Source organism: Hathewaya massiliensis (assembly GCF_902143515.1).
In the GTDB taxonomy this organism is placed as follows: domain Bacteria; phylum Bacillota; class Clostridia; order Clostridiales; family Clostridiaceae; genus Hathewaya; species Hathewaya massiliensis.
Genome location: NZ_CABFVD010000006.1, coordinates 109,726 through 132,783, shown reverse-complemented (window position 1 = coordinate 132,783; position 23,058 = coordinate 109,726). Strand labels below are relative to the sequence as shown.

Sequence of the window (23,058 nt, the reverse complement as noted above, 5' to 3'; positions counted from 1 at the left end):
ACTTCAGCTGATTATAAGATAATTTTTAAATAGTTCTTATACTTTGTTATTTAGCAGTTAAATTTCTTCTAGGTATTTTGAAGTCTATAGCCTTCTCTATATTTTCTAGGGTTTTCTTATCCTTATCTGTTACAAAAACACAGGTGTATCCTTCTTCACCAGCTCTTCCTGTTCTTCCAATACGATGTATGTAGATTTCAGGAGATTCAGGAATATCGTAATTATATATATGACTAACTCCGCTTATATCTAATCCTCTAGATGCCACATCTGTAGCTATTAAATATTGAATATCTGCATTTCTAAAAGATTTCATTATTCTTTCACGTTTGGGTTGAGGAATATCACTATGTATTTTAACACAATTAAACCCTTTTTTATAAATAGCTAATTCAAGTTCATCTGCACGCCTTTTTGTTCTACAAAATATAATAGCCATAAATGGATTATCTTCTTCTAAAACCTTGCATAGATCATCTCGTTTATTTCTATCCGTGGTTTCTATTACTTCTTGTTTAATATTACTAAGAGTAATTTCTTCTTTTTTAATAGAAACCATTATAGGATCTTTTGTATGTCTATAGGCTAGTTTTTTAACTTCTGAGTTCATAGTTGCAGAAAAACATAATGTTTGGCGTTTTTTAGATGTTTTACTTATAATAGTTTCAATCTCATTTTTAAATCCCATAAGGAGTAATTGGTCAGCTTCATCTAATATTATTGTTTTTAATTTGCTAATATCAATTGTCCCTCTGGATATGTGATCTAGAAGTCTGCCAGGTGTTGCTATAATTAAGTGAATGCTTTTCTTTAGCTTTTTTATTTGAGAGCCTATGTCTTTTCCACCATATGCTGATAAGATATTTATATCTTTAGCTTCCTTAAGTTTCATAGCCTCTTCAGTTATTTGAATTGCTAGCTCTCTTGTAGGAGTTATGATTAATACTTGAATTTCATTTATATCAGGTACAATATTTTCAAAGACAGGAAGTAAAAATGCAAGAGTTTTGCCAGTACCAGTTTGAGATTCGGCTATAACATCTCTTTCTTCTTTAATATGTCCTATACACTCTTGTTGAATTGCAGTTGGTTCAGTAATACCCATGGATTTTAATTTTTTTATTATATTATCATTAATATTTAAGTCTTTAAAATTCATTATTTAGTTCCCTTCATTTTACATCATTATTTATATTATTAGTAAGACTTAATGATATCATACATTCATAACTAATATCAAGAAAAGGGATTCTAAAAATTTCTAGGATTTAAAGGCCATTTGCCATATTTTCTTGCTGAAGCCATAAATTGATCAATATTTTCTAATGGTGCTTGTGATATATCACATCCAGAGGCTAAAATATATCCACAAGGACTATCGTATGCTTTTTGAAAACATTCTTTAACTGCTAGATCTATTTTGTCAGGGGTTCCTAGCATAAGTGTTTGAACAGGATCTACATTACCTAAGATACAAATTTTATCACCAATAGTTTTTTTAGTATGTTCTAAATCAACTCTATTGTCTACACTAATCATATTGCAACCTGATTCCAGCATATCTGTTAACATATTTTTTGTGTCACCACAAATGTGGTAACAAACCATACCTTTTGCATCATGAACAGATTTTATTATTTCTTTAGCATAAGGAAGAGCAAATTCCCTATATTGAGAAGTTCTTAAAATGGTACCAGACGCAATTGGATCACAAATAACAGTAACTGCTCCTAATTTTGCGAATTCTCTACAAATCATTTTTAAAGCTTCAGTACAAAATCTAAGTAGTTCATGAACTTTTTCAGGATTTTTTCTTGTAGCTTTTAAAAAATTTTCAGTCTTGTACACACTAGAAGCAGCTGTAAATGGACCTGATATTAAAACTCCTATAGGAACCTCATTTTTAGTTTTTTCATAGGCAATTTGGCAAGCATCATAATTTAATTTAAACCAAGGATCATTTTTTAATTCTAATTTTGACATGTCTAGTTTCCCCACATCATTTAAATCATTTAATGCATATTCTATTAATGCGGGCACTGCATCTTCAGGATTATTTGTTTTGCTACCAAGTGCAATTCCAACACCATGTAGACCATATTCCATAATCATAAGGTCATGACCAAACCTTTCATAGCATGCAACTTGAGCCATAGCTTGATTTTTTGCACTGCTACGCTTTTCTCTGTGCGTCATTCCAGCAGCTTTACCTGCCATAGATACTGTAAAAGGCATTGCTAAACTTCGATCAATTGATTTTCCTGTAAGAAAACCCTCCATTCTTTCTATCGGTGTCATTTCATCATCTTTATGCATAAGATAATTCCCCCTTTGTTTATTGTTGTATATTTTTAAATTTATATGTTCTAATTTTAAACTTTAAGAGTGTATTTTTCTAATAGATGTTAACTATAGAAGTATTTATTTATATTACTTTTTTCTATAAAAAGTATAAAAATTTTATAAAATTTTTTATACATAGACATTAAGTGTCCATAGTTATACTTATAATAGACATATAAAGAATGTATTTTACTTTGATTAAGGGGAGAGACGTTTTTAGGTGTTTTCACATGAGCTCAATGTAAAATATTTATAAAAATACTATTAAACGGGGGAGTAGAAATGAAAAAAGTTTTAGGGATTATAAGTATTGTTTTATTTTTTATTGTTACATTTCAATCTTGTGCTGCAGGCTTAGGAGAAGCTATTACTAATGATAGTACTGGAAGTGGTGGCTCTGGAATGTTCCTAAGTGTATGTATGTTAATTGCTGGAATTATATTGCTTGTATCTAAAAATAAAAAGAGTTTAGTTATAACTTCTATAGTATTTTATGTATTAGGTGGGATAGTTGGCATGGTAAACGTAGGAATTTTTGCGGATTTACAAATATGGTCCGTTTTAAACTTAATATTCGCTGGATTACTAATATTTCATCTAATTAAAAATAAAGAGTTATATAGTAAAAAGAACATAGAAGAAAAATAGGGCTTAATAAAATTTCATTGATTATTTTATATTATATGAGTTTCAAGGAGGATATATGGATATGAAAAACTGTAAAAGTGTATTAATTACTGCAATGATTATGCTATCTTTATTAGGTGGGTTAGTAGGGTGTGGAAGTCCTGATGAACCTAAAAAAGAGGCTTCAAAAGAAACTACAAAAACAGATAAATCAAAGGAAGAAAAAGAAATAAAAAAAGAATTTGCAGCGAATGAAACTGTTGAATTAAAAGGGATGCATCTTAGCATAACTAAAGTAGAGATAAGTAATGGAAGTGACTTTGATAAGCCAAAGGAAGGAAATGAATTTGTTATAGTAAGTGTTAAAATTCAAAATAGCAAGGGACAAATAACGGATGAAAGTTTTACAACAATAAATCAAGATACAGCATTAAATTCTGGTGAATTAGCACCTAATGGAGAGATAACAGGAACACTAGCTTTTGAAGCTCCAAAGGGGGATAAGGGATTAAAATTGTTGTATAAAGATAATATTTTTAAGGAAGATGAGCAGATTATTATAAAATTAAATTAGAAAAATAAAATCTGCTATATTTCAACAAAGTAAGTGTGATGTAAGTTTAAGCAGTAGCTAAAATTTAGCTACTGCTTTTTCTATCCAATCTTTATAACTCAAAGTATCAACCATATATTTTCACTCCTGTATTATTAATGCTATGGGCAAAATTGCTTTTATCAAGGGTATCTTTTATTATACATAAATCAATATCACTATCTTTTCTAAAAGTTCCTTTAGCTACAGAGCCAAAAAGGATTATTATAGCATTTAAAGTTATTGAATTCTTGTGTATAATTATATTGTAAAATATAAGAAAAAATATATATTAAGTATTAATATAATAATTTTATATAAAATAAAGATAGATGGTGATAATTTTGGTAGAAGAAAAGGATTGTAAGGTAAATAGGATTTTAGATTTATATGATAGATTAATGCAAGGGGAATCTATAAATAAAAAGGAAGAGGCAGAATATTTTAATGTAAATCCAAAAACCATACAGAGGGATATAGAAGATATTAGAATGTATTTAGCAGATAATATGGAATCTAAAGGTGATATGAATATAGAATATGTAAGGAGGAAGAAGAGGTACTGCATTACAAAAAAAGAAGAGGATATTTTAACTAGAGAAGATGTACTAGCTATAAGTAAAATATTATTAGAAAGTAGAGCCTTTTGTAAGGATGAAATAAATCATTTAGTAAAATCTATATTAAGAGAAATAAGTAGTGAGCAAAGAAAAGCTGTAGAAGAACTTATAGGAAATGAATTGTTTAATTTTGTTCCTCTGCAACATAATGGTAGATTACTATCAAAGCTATGGGAACTTAGTGAATTTATAAGAAACAAAGAAATTATAGAAATAAATTATGCAAAAACTAATGGCAGAGAAGTTCAAAGAATCTTGAAACCAGTAGCTATAATTTTTTCAGAATATTATTTTTATTTGATTGCATATTTTAATAAATCTAAATATGATGATCCAGTGGTATTTAGGGTTGATAGGATTAAAACCTATAAGAAAGTTGGGGAGAAATTTCACATAGAGGACTCAAAAAGATTTGAAGATGGTGAATTTAGAAAAAGAGTTCAATTTATGTATACAGGAGAGCTTATGAAAATAAGTTTTGAGTTCTATGGTAGTTCTATTGAACCAGTTTTAGATAGGTTACCTACAGCGGAAGTAATAGATGAGCATGAAGGGGTATTTTCAGTCCAAGCAGAGGTATATGGAACAGGGATAAAAATGTGGGTTTTAAGTCAAGGTAGTAATGTAAGGGTAACTTCACCTCCTGAATTTGTAGATGAAATAAAGAGGGAAATTGAGAATACTAGGAAAATGTATTCGGAAACATAAGGGGGATAATTTAAAAGTGTCTTTTAATAAAGGAATAGTAAATGGGTTTCTGAAAAGAAGCTTAAATAACTTAGACATATATGAGATTATAAAAAGAATATTAATAATTGTTATATTCTGCGACATTTATAGTAAGTATAAATCAAATGTGTACAATTTGAGTTTCATTTTAATTCTATTTATTATTTTAATTTTAAATGATTATCTTAGAATAAGTAATTTTTATAAAAATAGGAGAAGTTATGTAATATCATATATTTTTTCAACGATAATTCTTTCTATATTAATTGTTTGTGTGGGGGGAAACACATATATGTATTATTATTATAGTATAGGTGAGATATTCTATTGTTATAATAAGAATCGTAAACCCTTATTAATTTTTCATTTTTCCTTATATATAATTTCTATTATGATACATATATTTATAAGATATGGAGCTAATGTTCTTTATAAGGCAATGTTCTTGGATGTTTTAATCTTATGTTTTTGGTATTTAAGTAATGCTGGAATGATTTATTATATGAAGAAGCAAAGTGACGAAAAACAAAAGGTAAAAAAACTCAATTATGAATTAGAGGAAGCTAACAATAAGCTAGAAAAGTATTCAAAAGAAGTACAATCATTGACTATTAAAAATGAGAGAAATAGAATGGCTAGTGAAATGCATGATTCCTTGGGACATTCTCTTACAGCACTTATAATGCAACTTGAATTTGTGGATAAAATTATAGAAAATAATCCACAGAAAGCAAAAGAAATTTTAAATAAATCACAAAATTTAGCTAGAGAAAGTATGATGGAATTAAGAAATACTGTATATTCGCTTAAAGAAAACTCTGAAGATGGATTTATAGAGTCTATTAATAAGCTTATATCTAACATAATAGTCACAGATAATATACAAATTCACTTTAAATATTCAGAAAATGTGGAAAACTTATTGCCCTATGTGGAAAACATATTGTATAGAACCATCAAAGAGTCTATAACTAATAGTATAAAACATGGACAAGCCACTGAAATAAATATAGAAATCACAGATCAAAATAATCAAATACATATTAAATTGAAGGATAATGGATTAGGTTGTGAGCAAATTACTTATGGTAATGGTATAAAAGGAATTATTGATAGGATAGATGAAGTTGGGGGAGAGGTAGCACTTACAACTTTACCCAATAAGGGATTTAGGATGGACATAAGCATACCAAGAGAGATGGAGATGATACTTTGATTGATGTTCTTATAGTAGATGATCAAGCCATAATAAGAGAAGGACTTTCTTTAATGCTAAGTTTACATGATGATATAAATATATGTGGGGAATGTGCTGATGGACAAGAAGCTGTAGAGTTTGTAGCTAAAAATAAAGTTGATATAGTTTTAATGGATATACGTATGCCTAATATGGATGGTGTTGAAGCAACTAGAATAATTAAAGAAAAAGATAGGGAAATTAGAATTCTTGTACTTACTACATTTAAGGAAGATGAGTATGTATTTAAAGCTTTAAGTAATGGTGCAGATGGATATATGTTAAAGGATTCTAAAAGTGAGTATATAGTAAATGCTATAAGAACTGTTTATAAAGGACAAACTCTTCTTCAGCCTGAAATAGCATCCATAGTAGTAAAAGAATTTTCAAGCATGTACAATGAAAATAATGTAAATAAGGAAAAGTCAGACAAGATAATAGAAGATGAAAATAATATAAATAAAAGAAAATCAGAAAAAATAAAAGAAAATACAAATAGAAAGAAGAAAATTGAAGGTGTTTATGGGCTATTAACTGAGAGAGAAACTGAAATTGCTTATTTAGTAGCAGATGGATATAGTAATAAGGAAATAGCAGAAAAATTATTTATATCAGAAGGAACAGTTAAAAATCATCTTTCAAAGGTTTTAAGTAAAGTAGGGGTAAGAGATAGAACTCAGCTAACACTGTATTTAAATAATATAAATATGTGACTAAAGTAATAGATAGGTCAAGGATTATAGGATTCTTGATCTATTTTTTATGCCATAAAGCATTACTTAAGATAGATGTACTAAATGAGTATAATAGGTAAAATTACATTAAGAACTTTATCCCAGGACTATCAACTCTAATATTCTCATATTATTAAAAGTTGGAGTAAAGGTCATGTACTTCCTCAGATAATAGTTTTTTAACTTTAGCGGGATTAAAAGCTTAATCTAAAACTAGAAAGTCTGTTTATAAAGTTAAAATGAAAGTAAGTGATTTTATGGAGAATAATAAAAGCATAGAAGATTTAAATGGAATTATTAAAGGTGCTTATTATATTTCTTTTCCCTTATCCTTTATAGGATTTATGATACCTATATATGCTATAGATATGGGGGCATCATCTATGGAAATGGCAATGATATATACAGTATTTTCTGTTATTACTATAGTAATAAAACCTTTCGTTGGGAAATTAATTGATTTAAGAGGTAGAAAGACTGGAATTTTAATTGGTGGAATATTATATGCTTGTGCATTAATTACTTTATTTTTAGGAAAAGCATATGAATTTATATTAGCAAGTAGAATTTTACAAAGTGCAGCAGCTGCATTTATGTGGATAAGTTTAGATACTATGATATCAGATGTAAGCACCAGTAATGAAAGGGGTAAAAATTTCGGAGGAGTTCAACAGATATTAAACAAAGGTGAATTATTAGGAAGTTTCATTGGCTTCAATCTTTATTTTAATCAAATAATAGAAAATATAAATTATATATTTGGAATTTATGCTTTGTTTGTGATTTTAGGAATTTATAAAGCTTTTAAATACGGTAAAGAGACTTTAAATAAAAATAATAATGTGAGATTAGAAAGAAAAATAAATAAAAATCTTTTAAAGGAGGTATTTAAAAAGAATTTCATTATTTATCTTATATTTACTTTTACAATATGCTTTTTAAGCTCTATGACAGCACCTATATTTTTTGTGTATATAAGGGACAATATAACTAGTAGTATTAGTAAAATTAGTATGATGTTTATACCTTCAGCTTTATTAAGTATTATTTTCCCGCAAAAATTTGGAGAATTATGTGATAAATTTGGGAATATAAATATGATGACAATTGGAATTTTAATAAGTGCTATATTTACATTATTTATACCCTTTTCTAAGGGGATTTTAATCTATACCATAGTTTATACTATAATTTCCTTAGGAGATATAATAGTATCGCCAGTATGGGGTGTTATGACAAGTGAATTTTGTGGAAGAGATACAGGGGGAGTAACCTATGGTATAAGAAGTATGATAGCAGGCATAGCTTCAGCTTTAGGACCAATAGTTGGAGCTTTAATTTATGATAACCTAGGTAGCGCAATGGTTTTTTATATTCAAGGAATTATTTTAATTTTATGTGCAGTATGGGTTAAGTTAATTGTAGGAAGAATGAAGGTAGCACAGAAGTAGAGAATAATTATAAAAAATAAAAACATTTATAGGAGCAGTTACATGTCCCTATAAATGTTTTAAAAGCTTTTTACTTATTTAATTATTTCGTCTTCTATCCATTCACCCATATGGCTTTCTCCATCGCTCCAAGTATAAATACCTTTTCCATGTTTTAAATCATCTTTCCATTCGCCTACATAGGTTTCTCCATCAGGCCAAATATAAATTCCGTAGCCATGTTTTAAGTCGTTTTTCCAGAAGCCCACATATTTTTCACCAGATGCCCAAGTTAGGACACCATGTCCATGCGCCATGTTATTTTCCCATTGACCTACATATTTGCTTCCATCCTTATATAAAAAAGTTCCTTCACCATGCATTTTTCCATCTAATCTTTCGCCTACATATTTTCCACCGTGTACATGTTTATGTTCCATAATAATCTCCTTTAGTAAAAAAAGTTATTGTTTAATTACTATTATTATAAATTATATTTACTTAAAAGCATAGTAAAATATTAGATTTTATATAAAACCAAATAATTATTCATATTGCTCTATAAAATCAGTATTAAATTTACAGTTAGTTACAGTATTTTGTGCAATATTGTTTGTTAAAGATGCATTGGGAAAAATTTCACAATAATATATTGTTTAAAGTTGGAATATGTTGTATAATTATATTAAAGAAAGAATTAAATTAAGTATTTCATTTCAAAAATAAAAAAATATTTTTAAAAATAAAATTATTGAATTCGCTAAAGACTAAAGGAGGCATGCAGTATGAAAAATTCCAAAAAGATTGCAACAATGATATCAAGAGTAATGGTAATTGTTGGGCTAACAGGGCTAGCATACAATTATAATGTAAATGCTGATATTAATCAGAATAAAGAGGATAAAGAATCAAGAATTTTATTATCTAGCAATGACGGACAAGTAAAATCAAATATACAGAATGAAAATAATACAAAAATAAAGGATAACTTAGTTAAAAGTAACAGTGAAGAGTTAGACGAAAAAATTTATGAGCTATCTTATGACCCACGTAAGATATTATCATATAACGGAGAAAAAGTTGAAAGTTTTGTACCGGCTGAAAGTTTTGAAAATTCCGATAAGTTTATTGTAGTAAAACGTGAAAAGAAAAATATTTCAGATTCTACTGCAGATATTTCAATTACGGATTCAATAAACGATAGAACTTATCCTGGTGCTATACAACTAGCAAATAGAAATCTTATAGAAAATAAACCAGATATAATTTCATGTGAAAGAAAGCCTATTACCATAAGTATTGATCTACCTGGTATGAGTGAGGATGGAACAAAAGTTGTTAATTCTCCTACTTATTCTTCGGTTAATGCAGCAATAAACTCTTTATTAGAAACATGGAATTCTAAATATGCATCTAAGTATAGTATACCTACAAGAATAAATTATTCTGATACTATGGTGTATAGTAAATCACAATTATCTACAATGTTTGGATGTAATTTTAAAGGACTAAGCAAAGCTTTAAATATAGACTTTGATTCTATATATAAGGGTGAAAAAAAGGCTATGGTTTTAGCATATAAGCAAATTTTCTACACAGTAAGTGTAGATGGACCTAATCGCCCATCTGATTTATTTGGAGATAATGTAACTTACAACACTTTAGCTTTAAAAGGTGTAAATAAGGATAATCCACCTGCATATGTTTCAAATGTTGCATATGGAAGAACAATTTATGTAAAGCTTGAAACAACATCTAAGAGTGCAAAGGTTAAAGCAGCATTTAAGGCATTAATAGAAAATCAAGATATAAGTAGCAATGCAGAATATAAGGATATAATAAATCAAAGTTCATTTACAGCTACTGTATTAGGTGGAGGAGCTCAAGAACATAATAAGGTAGTTACTAAGGATTTTGATGTAATAAGAAATGTTATAAAAGATAATTCGGTATATAGCCCACAAAATCCAGCGTACCCTCTTTCGTATACTAGCACATTCTTAAAAGACAATAAGATAGCAACTATAAATAATAAAACAGAATATATAGAAACAACTGCAACAGAATATGATAGTGGTAAAATAATACTTGATCATAGTGGTGCATATGTAGCTCAATTTCAAGTAACATGGGATGAAGTTAGTTATGATAAACAAGGAAATGAAGTAATTGAGCATAAGGCTTGGTCAGGAAATAATAGTGATAGAACAGCTCATTTTAACACAGAAATATATTTAAAAGGAAATGCAAGAAATATATCTATAAAGGCAAAAGAGTGTACAGGCCTTGCATGGGAATGGTGGAGAGATGTTTTAGATATTAAAAATGTACCACTTGTAAAAGAGAGAAAAGTATCAATATGGGGTACAACATTATATCCTAGATATTATGTAGAAGAGAAGTAATTAAATTTAATCTAAATAAAAACTTATATAATTAGATTGTTTAGTTAAATTAATAAGGTTATAAATATATAAATTCAGTCCTAAGAGACAAAACTTTTAGGACTGTTTTAATATAAAGTTTATGTAATTTAAAAGTTTAGAATAATTTAAAAAATAATTAAAGAAAATTATATTTACATTATAGAAATAATATGTTAAATTTGAAATATAGACATATTTGGTATAGATTACGGGATGAAGAAATAATGTAAGTGGGGTGAGTTAAAATGAATATATACGATTTTAAGGTTAAATCTATATACGAAGAAGAAATGACACTTGAAGAATATAAAGGAAAAGTTTTAGTTATAGTTAATACGGCAAGTAAATGTGGATTTACACCGCAGTATAAAGATCTAGAAAGTTTATATAAAACATATAAGGATAAAGGTTTTGAAATCTTAGGGTTTCCTTGTAACCAGTTTGCAGAACAGGAACCGGGAAACAATAAGGAAGTAAAGAAGTTTTGTGAGGTAAACTATGGAGTAACCTTTCCCCTATTTGAAAAAATAAATGTTAGAGGTAAAGAACAACATCCCCTTTTTAAATATCTGGTTGAACAATGTCCTTTTAAGGGATTTGACATGAATAATATGAGTAGTAAAATTCTTTATAAATTTTTACAAGATGAATATCCAGAGTATTTAATTGGAAACTCTATAAAATGGAATTTCACCAAATTTTTAGTTGATAGAGAGGGAAATGTTGTGGAGCGATTTGAATCTACTACAGAACCTATGGATATGATTGAATATATAGAAAAACTTCTTTAGATAAGTTTAAACATATATTAGAATTATTAAAGGGTTTATGTAATTCTATTTAATAGATAAAAATTTACTTAAAAAATTAGAGCTGATAACAGAGGAAACTGTTATCAGCTTTTAATTTCTTAAATTAAATTTTAATCCTAAGTATATAAGTTTTAAGATATAGGAGGTAGTTAGTAATTGGGGGACTAGTTACCTTTTTGCTTAATAAACTAGAGTTTTAAGACATATATATAATATGGATTATTAAATATTTAATATACTAAGCAGTCCTAAATATACCATGTAGATATAGTTAAGAATCTATATAAGAGGACTAAATTATAGGATACATAGTTAAGGAGTGAATATTTTTTGAAAAGTGATTTTTTTATGCCTATATATTTAAATAAAGGTTTACTTTTAGATCTTTATTCTTTTTTCATAAATGGAACCATAGAAAGTACATCTGTAAGATTCAGTAGAGATAATGCTGAACTTCTAAAGCTTCAAAAGCTTAATAAGAGAGGGGAAGCTTGCGGAGAAAAATTATCGGGAAGTAAAGTGATACCTAGCCTTGAGAAAGAGTGTAATTTTACAGAAGAGTGTTCAGGATTTTCAAATAATGAATTTTTGGGGAATGTGGAAGGGAGAAATACAAATAGAAATGAAATAACCTTAAAGAAAATAAGTACAAATTTTTCTATATTTAATAATTTAAAAAATACTATGCTTAAAGATAATATGTTTAGAAAAATAACAGCTGAAAATATTATAAATGAAGAAGTGCAATGTGGTGAATATGTTGAATTTAACAGTTGTATGTCTTCTACTTGCTTACTAAATGATGTGAATAATCTTATTGATATTTTGGAGTGCTATGATTGTAAAGAGTTAGATAAATTAATTACGGATATACCATGTACTAATTATTCAGTTATATTAAAGCAATTAAAACTTCTAAGTTCTTACCTATGCAAAAATAACACAATAAATATGGTAATGGATATGGGGCAATGTCGTGCAGTATTAAATGTTAATTTAAATTATTTTTCAGATAAAAATTCTTATGTATATGATACTTGTGACACAGATTGCAGGGTTTTTGGAAAGGTAATAAGGACACCTGTAAACAATGAAAATATATGCCTTCTTTCAAAAACAGGAATGGTTAATTATTATAGGGAGTTTCTAGATTATCTACAACCTTATTTAGAGATTTTAAATGAAAATAATATAATAACACCTAAAAATTTCATAATTGATGTTGAATATCCTGCTATACAAGTTATTCCTATTGCTATGTATTTATAGTTAAAAAGGCATAGGAAAATTTTTTCTTTTGCCTATGTTAGGGGAAAATGTTGATATGAAAGTTACTTAATCATCAGGTTGATGCATTAAGAATTTCTAGTATTTATTTCATAAATATTACTAAAATCTTAAAATTAGCTATGTTTAGATATTAAAACTTTTAATTTAATATTTACTACATAAATAATCAAATTCTAAAAACTTCATTATATGTGATTATATCAATAATCATATCAACAAATTGTCTAACAAAGCTTGTTTTTTTATATTAAGTACTATATATGTTTTTGTAACTCTTTAATCTCTAGTTAACTTATTTATTATGTATCTATAGTCAGGATACATTTTTAACAAATCTTCTCTTTTTAATAATTCAAAATCATCGAAATGAAATCCTGGTGATACCATACATCCCACAAGGGAATAACCGTCATGATTCATAGCAGAACCAAATATGTAGTTTTTAGGGACTAAAACTTGTGGTGCTTCTCCATTTTCTATGTCAAGTCCTAAGAATTTTTTAGTTAGTTGTCCTTCAGGGCTTATTATATAAATAGTAAGAGGAGAACCACCATGATAATACCAAATCTCATCAGATTGCAATCTATGAAAATGTGATACTTCTCCATTTTGAAGTAAGAAATAAATACTACTCCAAAGAGTCCTTTCTAAATTCTTTTCTTTTTCGTTTAAATTTAGGGTATCTAAGGGTATAGATATATTTTCATTTGATATAAAACATTCCCTATAATAACCACCTTCAGCATGAGGTTTCATATTTAGGTTTTTAATAAAGTATTCTGCAGATTTAATCATAATTAATCCCCTTCCTCTTATTTAATATATTAGGTATAAATATGTATCTTTTTAAAGACTTTAAATACCCCTTTATAATTAACGTATATGTTATTGTAATTCTTTAGGCTATAGAATGTATAATAAATTTTTTTTTGGAGAAATTAATTTTACAAAGAAATTTAATTATAATATGCTGACTAAAAGATGTGGTGCATTAAGAAACTACAATATCATAGTATTATAAATTTTAAATTTTAATACTATGCATATTTATATTTATATATTTACCACTATTGTAGTTTAATAAACATTTTCAAGTTTTAAAAATTTTTGCTAAACAATTTAGAAAATATAGAGGAGGAATTTATATGAACTTTTTAGCATGGATTATCCTCGGTGGTTTATCAGGATGGATTGCAAGTATGTTTACAGGAAATGAATCTGAAATGGGGATTCCTGCCAATGTAGTAATAGGTATTATTGGTGCTTTTATAGGTGGAGCTATATTTAGATTTTTTGGTGGAAAAGGAGTTACAGGTTTTAATATTTGGAGTGCAATAGTCTCTGTAATTGGAGCTGTAATTTTATTATCTATAATTAAGGCAGTAAAGAAAAAGAGTTAAATCATTATAATAAGTTTATTTTAAGTTATATAATATATAAATTATTATTTATAATTTATAATTTAAGGTTTTAAAACTTTTGTAATAGGTTTAATAAGGAATTGGGTTAGACTCTCTTAACCTATAAGTAAGGGAGTCTATCCCTTTTATTTTTTAAAATACCTTTAGTAATAATATAATTATATAAATAAATACTATTTGACAATAATTATTTATAGTGGTATATATAATATATAGACACCCCCTACGGGGGGAGGGTGAAGGGAGAAGTTATATGCATTGTGAAAATCATAAAACCCTGCAGTTACTTAAAACTGCAAGAGGTCAAATAGATGGAATTATAAAAATGATGGAAGATGATAGATACTGTATAGACATTTCAAATCAAATAATGGCATGTATAGCATTATTAAAAAAATCTAATAGTATTGTTTTAAAAGCTCATCTTGATCATTGTGTTAAGGATGCAATTTTAAATAATACTGCTGATGATAAGATGAAGGAGATAGGTGATATTATAGAAAAGTTAACCAAATAGGAGGTAGAGTAATGAAGAAGGATGTTTTAAAAATAGAAGGCATGACTTGTGCTGCATGTTCAAGGGCAGTAGAGAGGGTTACAGGAAGGTTAGAAGGAGTAGAAGAGGCCTCTGTAAATCTTGCCACAGAAAAATTAACTATAAAATATGATAATAATAAGATTAAAACTAAGGATATAATTGCTGTAGTGGAAAAGGCAGGGTATAGAGCTATTGAAGAGAAAGAGGAGAGTATAAAAAAACATAGTCATGAAGATGAAAAAAATAAGGAGATAAAAAGTCTTTGGATAAGATTTCTAGTTTCTGCTATATTTGCAGTTCCACTACTTATAGTTTCTATGGGGCATATGATGGGGTTGCACCTTCCAGATATAATTAATCCACATATGAATCCTATGAATTTTGCACTAATTCAGCTCTTGCTTGTAATACCTGTTGTATTAGCTGGAAAAAAGTTTTATGAAGTTGGGTTTAAGTCATTATTTTCAGGTAACCCCAATATGGATTCTTTAATATCCATAGGAAGTTTAGCTGCTATTATATATGGGTTATTTGCCATATATAAAATAGGTAAAGGATATGATCACTATACTATGGACTTATATTTTGAGTCTGCAGCTACTATATTAACTTTAATTACCTTAGGAAAGTATTTAGAAAGCGTAACTAAAGGAAAGACATCAGAAGCCATAAAAAAACTTATGGGCCTTGCTCCTAAAACAGCTGTAATTTTAAGGGATGGAAAAGAGCTTAAGGTTAAAATAGGGGATGTTTTAGTTAATGATATTGTAATAGTTAAACCTGGAGAGAAGTTTCCCGTCGATGGGGAAGTTATTGAAGGTGCTACTTCTGTAGATGAATCTATGCTTACAGGGGAAAGCATTCCAGTTGAAAAAACTGTTGGATCAAAGGTTATTGGTGCATCCATAAATAAAAACGGTTATGTAAAATATAGAGCTGAAAAAGTTGGAGCAGATACAGTTTTATCTCAGATAATTAAACTTGTAGAAGAAGCACAGGGGTCTAAGGCTCCAATTGCTAAAATGGCAGATATAATCTCAGGTTATTTTGTGCCTGTGGTAATAGGACTTGCTATAATATCAGCTTTGGTCTGGTATATTGTAGGGAAGGATTATGTTTTCTCTTTGACTATATTTATATCGGTACTTGTTATAGCTTGTCCGTGTGCCTTAGGGCTTGCTACACCTACAGCTATAATGGTTGGGACAGGAAAAGGAGCGGAAAATGGAGTTTTAATAAAAAGTGGGGAAGCTCTAGAGAGGGCTCACAAAATACAAACCATAATTTTTGATAAAACAGGAACTATAACAGAAGGGAAACCAAAGGTAACAGATATAATAACTAAAGATATAAATGAGATTGAACTTTTAAATCTTGCAGCTAGTGCAGAAAAGGCTTCAGAACATCCCTTAGGGGAAGCTATAGTAACTGCTGCAGAGGAAAAGAAATTAAAGTTAAAAAGTGTAGAAAAATTTCAAGCTATATCAGGTAAAGGAATAGAAGCAGTAATAGAGTCTCAAAGGTTATTGCTAGGAAATCTTAAACTTATGGAAGACAACGGTATTAATCTTGAGGAATTTAAAGAAGATGCAAATAGATTAGCTATGGAAGGAAAAACTCCTATGTTTATATCAAATAGTGAAAAGATAATAGGAATAATAGCTGTAGCTGATACAGTAAAGAAAAGTTCTAAGAAAGCTATAGAAACTCTTCACAATATGGGTATAGAAGTGGCTATGCTTACTGGTGATAATAAAAGTACAGCAGAAGCCATAGCAAAAGAAGTAGGAATAGACAGGGTTATTGCAGAGGTGCTTCCAGAGAATAAAGCAGAAGAAGTTGAAAGAATACAAAAGGAAGGAAGAGTTGTGGCCATGGTAGGTGATGGTATAAATGATGCTCCAGCACTAGCTATGGCTGACATTGGAATAGCTATAGGCTCAGGAACAGATGTTGCTATAGAATCTGCAGACATTGTTTTAATGAGAAGTGATTTAATGGATGTTCCAACAGCCATTGATTTAAGTAAAAAAACCATAAGAAATATAAAGGAAAACTTATTCTGGGCCTTTGCTTATAATTCTTTGGGAATACCTGTAGCTATGGGAGTATGGTATGCTTTTGGAGGAAAATTATTAAATCCTATGATTGCAGCCCTTGCAATGAGTTTTAGTTCAGTATCTGTACTATTAAATGCATTAAGGTTAAAGAGGTTTAAACCAATTAGGTAAAATTAACTATATTATTAACTATAATTAAATTGTTTATATATTAATTCAAAAAAATTTTATATAGTTCGTGAATAATATAAAACCATGTATAAATAGGAGAGAATAAAATATTCTTATATCCTTTTATACATGGCTTTATTTTTAATTTAAATATTTTTCAATTATGGGGCTAAATAAACTATAATTGAACTAAAGTTTAAATTTATCTACAGTTTCTATCATTTCTTTAGTTATTTTTGATAGAGTTTCAGCTGTAGAAGAAACTTCTTCTGTTGAAGAGTTCATTTCCATAGAGGAAGCTACTATTTCTTCTGCAGAGGCAGATACTTCCTCAGAGATTGCAGATAACTCCTCTATCTTTTGTACAATAAGATTTTTATTTTCATTTATATCTAAAGAAGAATTACTTACAGAATCTATTTTAGGTATAGAATTTGCTACAGCTTCTAATATACTCTTAAAGGATTTAATAGAAACATCTACTACAGAAATTTGTTTTACTAGTTCTTCTTTCATGTTATTGGTAGTTTCCATCATAACATCCTTATCCTTAGATGTACTTGAGATAAGTTTTGAAATATTTTCAGAGGAGTCTTTAGACTGCTCTGCTAGCTTTCTAATTTCCTCAGCGACTACAGAAAATCCTCTTCCATGCTCACCAGCTCTAGCTGCTTCTATAGAAGCATTTAGTGCTAAAAGATTAGTTTGATTTGCAATATTATTAATTATAGTTGTTATTTCATTAATTTTATTTATATTTTCATCAAAATTGGTAACCTTTTGTAATACCTCATTAAAAGAAGTATTTAAGCCATTAATAGAATCCATAAGAGATTGTAAATTTGTATTGCTGTCCTTAGCCATGTATTCAATTTGTGTGGAGCCTTCTTTTATATCTGAAATTGAATTTACAATGTCATCAATCTCAGAACCAAAGCTGTTTAATATATTTGTCATGTCCATAAGGTCTTCACTTTCAGTAGTAGCACCTTGAGAAACATCAGTAATGGCATTTGTTACATTTTCAGAAGAAGCAGCCATTTCATATGAAACAGAGGATAGATTTTGAGCCCTCTCATTTATTATGTTAGAAGTATTTTTAATTGAGTTTATCATATCAGAAATATCAGTTACCATATTAGAAAGTTCCTTATTCATAAGTGCAAATTCATTGGTTCCATCACTATCTAAGTTTATAGAAAAATCTCCAGTTGATAAAATTTTAAGATTTTTAATCATATTATTGGAAGAATTCTTTATAAATTTCATTATTAAGTATGCAACTAGAGAAAATATGATTACAGCTAAAACAGTAATTAAAGCAAATAACTTAACAGTAGAATCAAATATATCTTCACTTTGGATTTCAAGATCTTTAGATTCCTTTAAGTTATGCTCCTTAAGTTCAAATAATAAATTTTCTAATTTATTTGCATATGAAGAGATATTGTCATATTCAGCCTTAGGAAAGTTAGATTTATTAGATAAACTTTGTTTTATTTTAAGTAAACTATCCATATAAGCTTTATAGTTAGTGTTAAATTCAGTTATATAAGCCTTGTCTTTTTCATCTAAATTTATAGAAGAGTATTCTTGTAAGTATTTTTTTATCTTTTCATCATGTTTTTCTATGGAAGAAAACTCTTTTATATCATTGTTTAGCATAGCCTTATGAAATTCAATTCTCATATTTAAAAATTCACCTCTAATACCAGCAGCTAATCCTAGAGGAATCACTCTTTCATTGTATAAATTATCAACATTTTTATTTATTTTTTTGATATCCATATACCCAAGAAAACCTATGCATAAAGTAAAAATCAGTGCAAGAGAAGTTAAAATAAATATGCTCTGTGTTAATTTAATTTTTTTAGTGTTTTTAAACATTTTAGTACCACCTCTATTAATATAATTTTGGGCGCATATATACTATCGTATAATATTAGTTATTACTTAATAGTCAATTGATAATTTTTTATAGTTATAAGTATAATATTTATCTACTTATAGAATTAGTATATAGGCATTAAATGTTTTTAGGTATTTTCAAAGAAGTTAAAATATTATACTATGGTATATAAGAATATAAAAGCTAAAATCATCTTTAAATACATACTATTTGTAATATAGTATATTCTAAGAAGGATATAATAAACAAAGTTCTTGGATTTGGCGGGAAGTGCTTTCACAGAGTGAGGCGGGAGTATTAGAGCGGATAGTCAATGGATAAGTTTAAATAAAACAATATAGGGGAGATTTTATTTGTAAATATATTGTAAAAACCATATGATATTAGTGTTTAAGAATATTGGAAATAATTATATTATGATGTATACTAAGGTGATGGTTAGATATTGAGTTAGATTTATGAGGAGTGATAACATGGAGAGTAAAAGAAGAGAAAATCAAGATAAAGGATTTGCATATTATATAAAAGAATGGATATTGCCAATAGTTGTGGCTTTTATAATAGCAACCTTAATAAATAAATTTTGGTTTTTTAATATTAAAGTGCCCACAGAGTCAATGTATCCTGCAATTGTACCAGGAGATAGAATATTAGTTACTAGGATATACAAAAAAGAGAATTTAAATAGGGGAGACATTATAGTATTTCATTCTGATGAATTGGGAGAGGACTTGATTAAAAGATTAATTGGCCTACCTGGTGATAAGGTTCAGGTAAAAAAGGATGGTTCTTTATATATAAATGGAGAAAAGAGAGAAGAGAGTTATGTAGTAAATCAAGGGGAAAAAGAGAAGGAGTTTGTAGTACCTAAGGACAGTTTTTTGTTTATGGGTGATAATAGAGCCAATTCTTTAGATAGTAGGTACTGGAAAAACCCTTATATAAGCAAGGAAAAGATTATGGGAAAAGCTCAATTTATAATAACCCCATTTAAAAGAACAGGAAAACTAAAGTAAGAAAAATATGGGTCTGTATCCACATAAAAACCATATGAATTTTTAAAATTCATATGGTTTTTATTATTTTTTGAACATATAATTAAGGTAACCTTAATAATTCTGTAACTATTATTGCAGTAGGGTTAATGTATAATATAATTAAGATATTATATTAATTATTTTTTTAGTGATTATATTAATTATTTTAAAAAAATTGAATACATTAGTATAGAAAGTAATTTAGTGGATGAGAAGGTGAATATATTGAAAAAAAAGACTAAGATAGCAGTTTCTATAGCTACTTCTCTTCTATTTGTAACAATAGTAGGGGGAAGTATTATGGCTAAAAATAATACATCAATCCTTAATATAGATAATAATTCAAAAAAAGAAATTAACATAAATAAAAAAGATGAAAAACAAGGAAAAGATAAAAATCAAAATAAAAGTAAAAATCAAAATGAAAATGTAGACAAAGACAAGATAGGTGGAGAAAATGAAAAGGGCACCACAAATAATAAAGACTTTAATAAAGAAAAAATAGAGCTAAACAATATAGAAGAAGTAAATAATTTTGCTAAAAAAGCATATAAAGATTATTTTTCTATGGACTTTACAAAGGATGAAAGTTTTCGATTTGATGTTGAAGAAAAAACTTTAGATGAAACTTCAGAAAAACTTTGGTTTTGTAGCTGGATGGGTACTTATGAAGGAAAGGATATTTATCTTAATATCTTAATAAATAAAAAAGATGGAAGGATTAAGAAAATAGATAAATATGATTATTCAGAGCAGGAGTCAGATAATACTATTATGGATGATGAGGCTAAAAAAATAGCTTTAGATTTTGTAAATAAGGTTAATAAAGAAAAGGTAGAATTTATTGGGGACAGTAAAATAGTAAAGAATTCAAAGGACGGTTATAAGGTTATATTTCCGAAAAAGAATGGAAAAGGTTCAGAAAATAAAGATATTATGATTGTAGCAGTTAATCCTTACTCTGGTACAGTAAACTCCTTTACAGATCTATGGAATTAGGATTAATATATTTATATAGATTAGAATGTAGGTGAAGATAAAGGTGGAAGATGTAGACGGTATTTTAAAAAGACAAAGAGAGTTTTTTCAAAGTGGTAGAACAAGGGATGTGGAATATAGAGTTAAAAAACTAAAAAAGTTAAAAACTAATATAATAAAAAATGAGAGAGATATATTAAAAGCTTTAAAACAGGATTTAAATAAATCTGAATTTGAAGCTTATGAAACTGAAGTAGGAATGGTATTAGAAGAGATAAATATGGCAATAAGAAAGACTAAAAAGTGGTCTAAAATAGAAAAGGTTAGAACTCCACTTATGCATTTTGGCACAAAAAGTTATATTTATAAGGAACCCTATGGCATAGTTTTAAATATATCTCCTTGGAACTATCCTTTTCAGCTTGCTTTAAGCCCTATAATAGGAGCTTTAAGTGCTGGAAACTGTGCCATATTAAAACCTTCTAAGTATTCTAAAGCTACCTCAGAGGTTTTAGAAAGGTTAATTAAGGAAACATTTAAAGAAGAGTATGTGGCTGTAGTTGCAAAGGATGGAGGAAAAGATGAAATAAATGAGCTTTTAAATCATAAATTTGACTATATATTTTTTACAGGAAGTCCTAAGGTGGGGAAAGTCGTTATGGCAAAGGCAGCTGAGAATTTAACTCCTGTAACCTTAGAGCTAGGTGGTAAGAGTCCTTGTATTGTACATAAAGATGCTGATGTTAAAAAGGCATCTAAGAGGATAGTATGGGGGAAATTTTTAAATGCTGGGCAAACCTGTGTAGCACCAGATTATTTAATGGTTCATGAGGATATAAAGGAAGAACTAATTTATTATATAAAAAAAGATATTGAAGAATTTTTTGGTGAGGATCCTAGATTAAGTGATGACTTTGGAAGAATAATAAATGAAAGGCAATTTAATAGATTAGTTAGCTATTTAGATAGAGGACATGTTATTTATGGTGGAAATCAAAATAGTAAAGAAAGATATATAAGTCCTACTTTAATGGATACACTTTCATGGGCATATCCTATTATGCAGGAGGAGATTTTCGGACCTATATTTCCTATTATGGAGTATAAAGACATAAACTCTATGGTAAAACTATTAAGTGGAAGACCTAAACCTCTTGCCTTATATTTATTTACAGAAAGTAAGGAAGTTGAAAAAAAAGTTTTAGATAATATATCCTTTGGTGGTGGATGTGTAAACGATACAGTAATTCATGTAGCATCCCCTTATGTTCCCTTTGGGGGAGTAGGAAATAGTGGAATGGGAGCCTATCATGGTAGGGAAAGTTTTGAACTTTTCACTCATAGAAAACCTATATTAAAAAAGACTACTTTTTTTGATATAAAAGTGAGATATGCTCCTTATAAAGAAAAACTTAAACTATTAAAGAAAATATTAAAATAAAGCTTAGGAGAATTTAATATGGATTTATCTTCAAAAAAGATTTCGAGCCTTTGGAAAAATTGGATATTGCCAATAGGCATAGCTTTTTTATTATCTACTATAGTATCAAAGCTTTTCTTTTACATTATATATGTTCCTACAGGTTCAATGTATCCTACTATAGTTTCTGGAGATAGAATACTAACTTCTGTGGTTCACAATAAGGATAAGTTAAAACGAGAAGATATAGTGGTTTTTGATTCTAAAGAAATTGGAAAGCCTCTTGTAAAAAGACTTATAGGACTTCCGGGGGATGTTATTCAAATAGAAAAGGATGGAACTTTATATATAAACAATAAACTTTATAGAGAGCCTTATGTAAAGAATCAAATAGATCCACTTCAAAATTATGAAGGAATGAACCTTGGAATATTTACAGTTCCTAAGGACAAATATTTTTTTCTAGGAGATAACAGAATTAGTTCTGAAGATAGTAGGTATTGGCAAAATCCATACATATCAAAAGATGATATAAAAGGAAAAGCTAAAATCGTATTATATCCATTTAAAAGATTTGGAAGACTTCATTAAAAATATAATAAAAAAATTAGGATTACTTGTTTTACAAACATAGTGAAAAATAAAGTTTTCTAAGAGAACCTTATGGGGGGATTTAGAAGACTT

The 23,058-nt window shown here is 28.2% G+C and carries 22 protein-coding genes; 16 read left to right on the top strand and 6 right to left on the bottom strand.

What is annotated here, in order from left to right:
- Positions 1 to 46: 46 nt before the first annotated feature.
- On the bottom strand, positions 47 to 1,159 hold the full coding sequence (locus tag FNZ64_RS11740; protein WP_142415103.1) for a DEAD/DEAH box helicase: 1,113 nt from the start codon (positions 1,157 to 1,159) through the stop codon (positions 47 to 49).
- Between the two features lie 92 nt (positions 1,160 to 1,251).
- Positions 1,252 to 2,316 carry a uroporphyrinogen decarboxylase family protein gene (locus FNZ64_RS11735; RefSeq protein ID WP_142415101.1) on the bottom strand — a complete coding sequence of 355 codons (1,065 nt, stop codon included), beginning with the start codon at positions 2,314 to 2,316 and terminating at the stop codon, positions 1,252 to 1,254.
- A 309-nt stretch (positions 2,317 to 2,625) separates the two neighbouring features.
- Here FNZ64_RS11735 and FNZ64_RS11730 point away from each other — a divergent pair, with 309 nt between their 5' ends.
- Positions 2,626 to 2,991 carry a hypothetical protein gene (locus tag FNZ64_RS11730; protein ID WP_142415099.1) on the top strand — a complete coding sequence of 122 codons (366 nt, stop codon included), beginning with the start codon at positions 2,626 to 2,628 and terminating at the stop codon, positions 2,989 to 2,991.
- A gap of 61 nt (positions 2,992 to 3,052) precedes the next feature.
- The gene (locus tag FNZ64_RS11725; protein ID WP_207705525.1) at positions 3,053 to 3,544 is read left to right on the top strand and encodes a DUF4352 domain-containing protein; all 492 of its coding nucleotides are present in this window, start codon (positions 3,053 to 3,055) and stop codon (positions 3,542 to 3,544) included.
- A 106-nt stretch (positions 3,545 to 3,650) separates the two neighbouring features.
- Here the strand turns inward: FNZ64_RS11725 and FNZ64_RS11720 are convergent, their stop codons facing one another.
- Complete coding sequence (locus tag FNZ64_RS11720) at positions 3,651 to 3,785, bottom strand: nucleotidyltransferase domain-containing protein (protein ID WP_243129267.1); 135 nt, start codon at positions 3,783 to 3,785, stop codon at positions 3,651 to 3,653.
- 121 nt (positions 3,786 to 3,906) lie between these two features.
- On the opposite strand from FNZ64_RS11720, the gene FNZ64_RS11715 reads away from it, so the two are divergent.
- The 4 genes from FNZ64_RS11715 (at position 3,907) to FNZ64_RS11700 (ending at position 8,333) form a co-directional block, all read left to right on the top strand.
- On the top strand, positions 3,907 to 4,890 hold the full coding sequence (locus tag FNZ64_RS11715) for a helix-turn-helix transcriptional regulator (protein ID WP_185903762.1): 984 nt from the start codon (positions 3,907 to 3,909) through the stop codon (positions 4,888 to 4,890).
- Positions 4,891 to 5,302: 412 nt separating this feature from the next.
- A complete protein-coding gene (locus FNZ64_RS11710; RefSeq protein WP_185903761.1) occupies positions 5,303 to 6,127 on the top strand; it encodes a sensor histidine kinase in 825 nt (274 codons plus the stop codon).
- Positions 6,124 to 6,861, top strand: a complete 738-nt coding sequence (locus FNZ64_RS11705) for a response regulator transcription factor (protein WP_142415094.1) — start codon at positions 6,124 to 6,126, stop codon at positions 6,859 to 6,861. The genes FNZ64_RS11710 and FNZ64_RS11705 overlap by 4 nt, the downstream gene beginning before the upstream one ends.
- Before the next feature lie 260 nt (positions 6,862 to 7,121).
- Positions 7,122 to 8,333: an MFS transporter gene (locus FNZ64_RS11700; RefSeq protein ID WP_142415092.1), complete on the top strand. Its 1,212-nt coding sequence runs from the start codon at positions 7,122 to 7,124 to the stop codon at positions 8,331 to 8,333.
- 74 nt (positions 8,334 to 8,407) lie between these two features.
- On the opposite strand, the gene FNZ64_RS11695 is transcribed toward FNZ64_RS11700, so the two are convergent.
- Positions 8,408 to 8,752 carry an MORN repeat-containing protein gene (locus tag FNZ64_RS11695; RefSeq protein WP_142415090.1) on the bottom strand — a complete coding sequence of 115 codons (345 nt, stop codon included), beginning with the start codon at positions 8,750 to 8,752 and terminating at the stop codon, positions 8,408 to 8,410.
- Positions 8,753 to 9,097: 345 nt separating this feature from the next.
- On the opposite strand from FNZ64_RS11695, the gene FNZ64_RS11690 reads away from it, so the two are divergent.
- The 3 genes from FNZ64_RS11690 to FNZ64_RS11680 all read left to right on the top strand — a co-directional run bounded on the left by FNZ64_RS11690 (position 9,098) and on the right by FNZ64_RS11680 (position 12,819).
- Entirely contained in the window at positions 9,098 to 10,717 is a 1,620-nt protein-coding gene (locus FNZ64_RS11690; protein ID WP_142415088.1) for a thiol-activated cytolysin family protein, read from the top strand.
- A 266-nt stretch (positions 10,718 to 10,983) separates the two neighbouring features.
- On the top strand, positions 10,984 to 11,529 hold the full coding sequence (locus FNZ64_RS11685) for a glutathione peroxidase (protein ID WP_142415086.1): 546 nt from the start codon (positions 10,984 to 10,986) through the stop codon (positions 11,527 to 11,529).
- Between the two features lie 351 nt (positions 11,530 to 11,880).
- Complete coding sequence (locus FNZ64_RS11680; protein ID WP_142415084.1) at positions 11,881 to 12,819, top strand: DUF6414 family protein; 939 nt, start codon at positions 11,881 to 11,883, stop codon at positions 12,817 to 12,819.
- Between the two features lie 297 nt (positions 12,820 to 13,116).
- Here the strand turns inward: FNZ64_RS11680 and FNZ64_RS11675 are convergent, their stop codons facing one another.
- On the bottom strand, positions 13,117 to 13,635 hold the full coding sequence (locus tag FNZ64_RS11675; protein ID WP_142415082.1) for a cupin domain-containing protein: 519 nt from the start codon (positions 13,633 to 13,635) through the stop codon (positions 13,117 to 13,119).
- A gap of 350 nt (positions 13,636 to 13,985) precedes the next feature.
- Between FNZ64_RS11675 and FNZ64_RS11670 the strand changes: the two genes are divergently transcribed.
- The 3 genes from FNZ64_RS11670 (at position 13,986) to FNZ64_RS11660 (ending at position 17,030) form a co-directional block, all read left to right on the top strand.
- Positions 13,986 to 14,240, top strand: coding sequence for a GlsB/YeaQ/YmgE family stress response membrane protein (locus FNZ64_RS11670; protein WP_142415080.1), 255 nt, complete (start codon positions 13,986 to 13,988; stop codon positions 14,238 to 14,240).
- A gap of 274 nt (positions 14,241 to 14,514) precedes the next feature.
- Positions 14,515 to 14,778: a metal-sensing transcriptional repressor gene (locus tag FNZ64_RS11665; RefSeq protein ID WP_142415078.1), complete on the top strand. Its 264-nt coding sequence runs from the start codon at positions 14,515 to 14,517 to the stop codon at positions 14,776 to 14,778.
- An 11-nt stretch (positions 14,779 to 14,789) separates the two neighbouring features.
- Positions 14,790 to 17,030 (top strand): heavy metal translocating P-type ATPase, encoded by a 2,241-nt coding sequence (locus FNZ64_RS11660; RefSeq protein ID WP_142415076.1) that lies wholly within the window; start codon positions 14,790 to 14,792, stop codon positions 17,028 to 17,030.
- A 189-nt stretch (positions 17,031 to 17,219) separates the two neighbouring features.
- Here FNZ64_RS11660 and FNZ64_RS11655 read toward each other — a convergent pair whose 3' ends face one another.
- A complete protein-coding gene (locus tag FNZ64_RS11655; protein WP_142415075.1) occupies positions 17,220 to 18,917 on the bottom strand; it encodes a methyl-accepting chemotaxis protein in 1,698 nt (565 codons plus the stop codon).
- Between the two features lie 495 nt (positions 18,918 to 19,412).
- On the opposite strand from FNZ64_RS11655, the gene lepB (FNZ64_RS11650) reads away from it, so the two are divergent.
- From lepB (FNZ64_RS11650) to lepB (FNZ64_RS11635), 4 genes are all read left to right on the top strand, one after another.
- Positions 19,413 to 19,955 (top strand): signal peptidase I, encoded by a 543-nt coding sequence (lepB, locus tag FNZ64_RS11650; RefSeq protein WP_142415073.1) that lies wholly within the window; start codon positions 19,413 to 19,415, stop codon positions 19,953 to 19,955.
- Between the two features lie 246 nt (positions 19,956 to 20,201).
- Complete coding sequence (locus FNZ64_RS11645) at positions 20,202 to 20,975, top strand: YcdB/YcdC domain-containing protein (RefSeq protein ID WP_142415071.1); 774 nt, start codon at positions 20,202 to 20,204, stop codon at positions 20,973 to 20,975.
- A 43-nt stretch (positions 20,976 to 21,018) separates the two neighbouring features.
- A complete protein-coding gene (locus tag FNZ64_RS11640; RefSeq protein ID WP_142415221.1) occupies positions 21,019 to 22,395 on the top strand; it encodes an aldehyde dehydrogenase in 1,377 nt (458 codons plus the stop codon).
- Between the two features lie 18 nt (positions 22,396 to 22,413).
- Positions 22,414 to 22,965 (top strand): signal peptidase I, encoded by a 552-nt coding sequence (lepB, locus tag FNZ64_RS11635; RefSeq protein ID WP_142415069.1) that lies wholly within the window; start codon positions 22,414 to 22,416, stop codon positions 22,963 to 22,965.
- Positions 22,966 to 23,058: the final 93 nt, after the last annotated feature.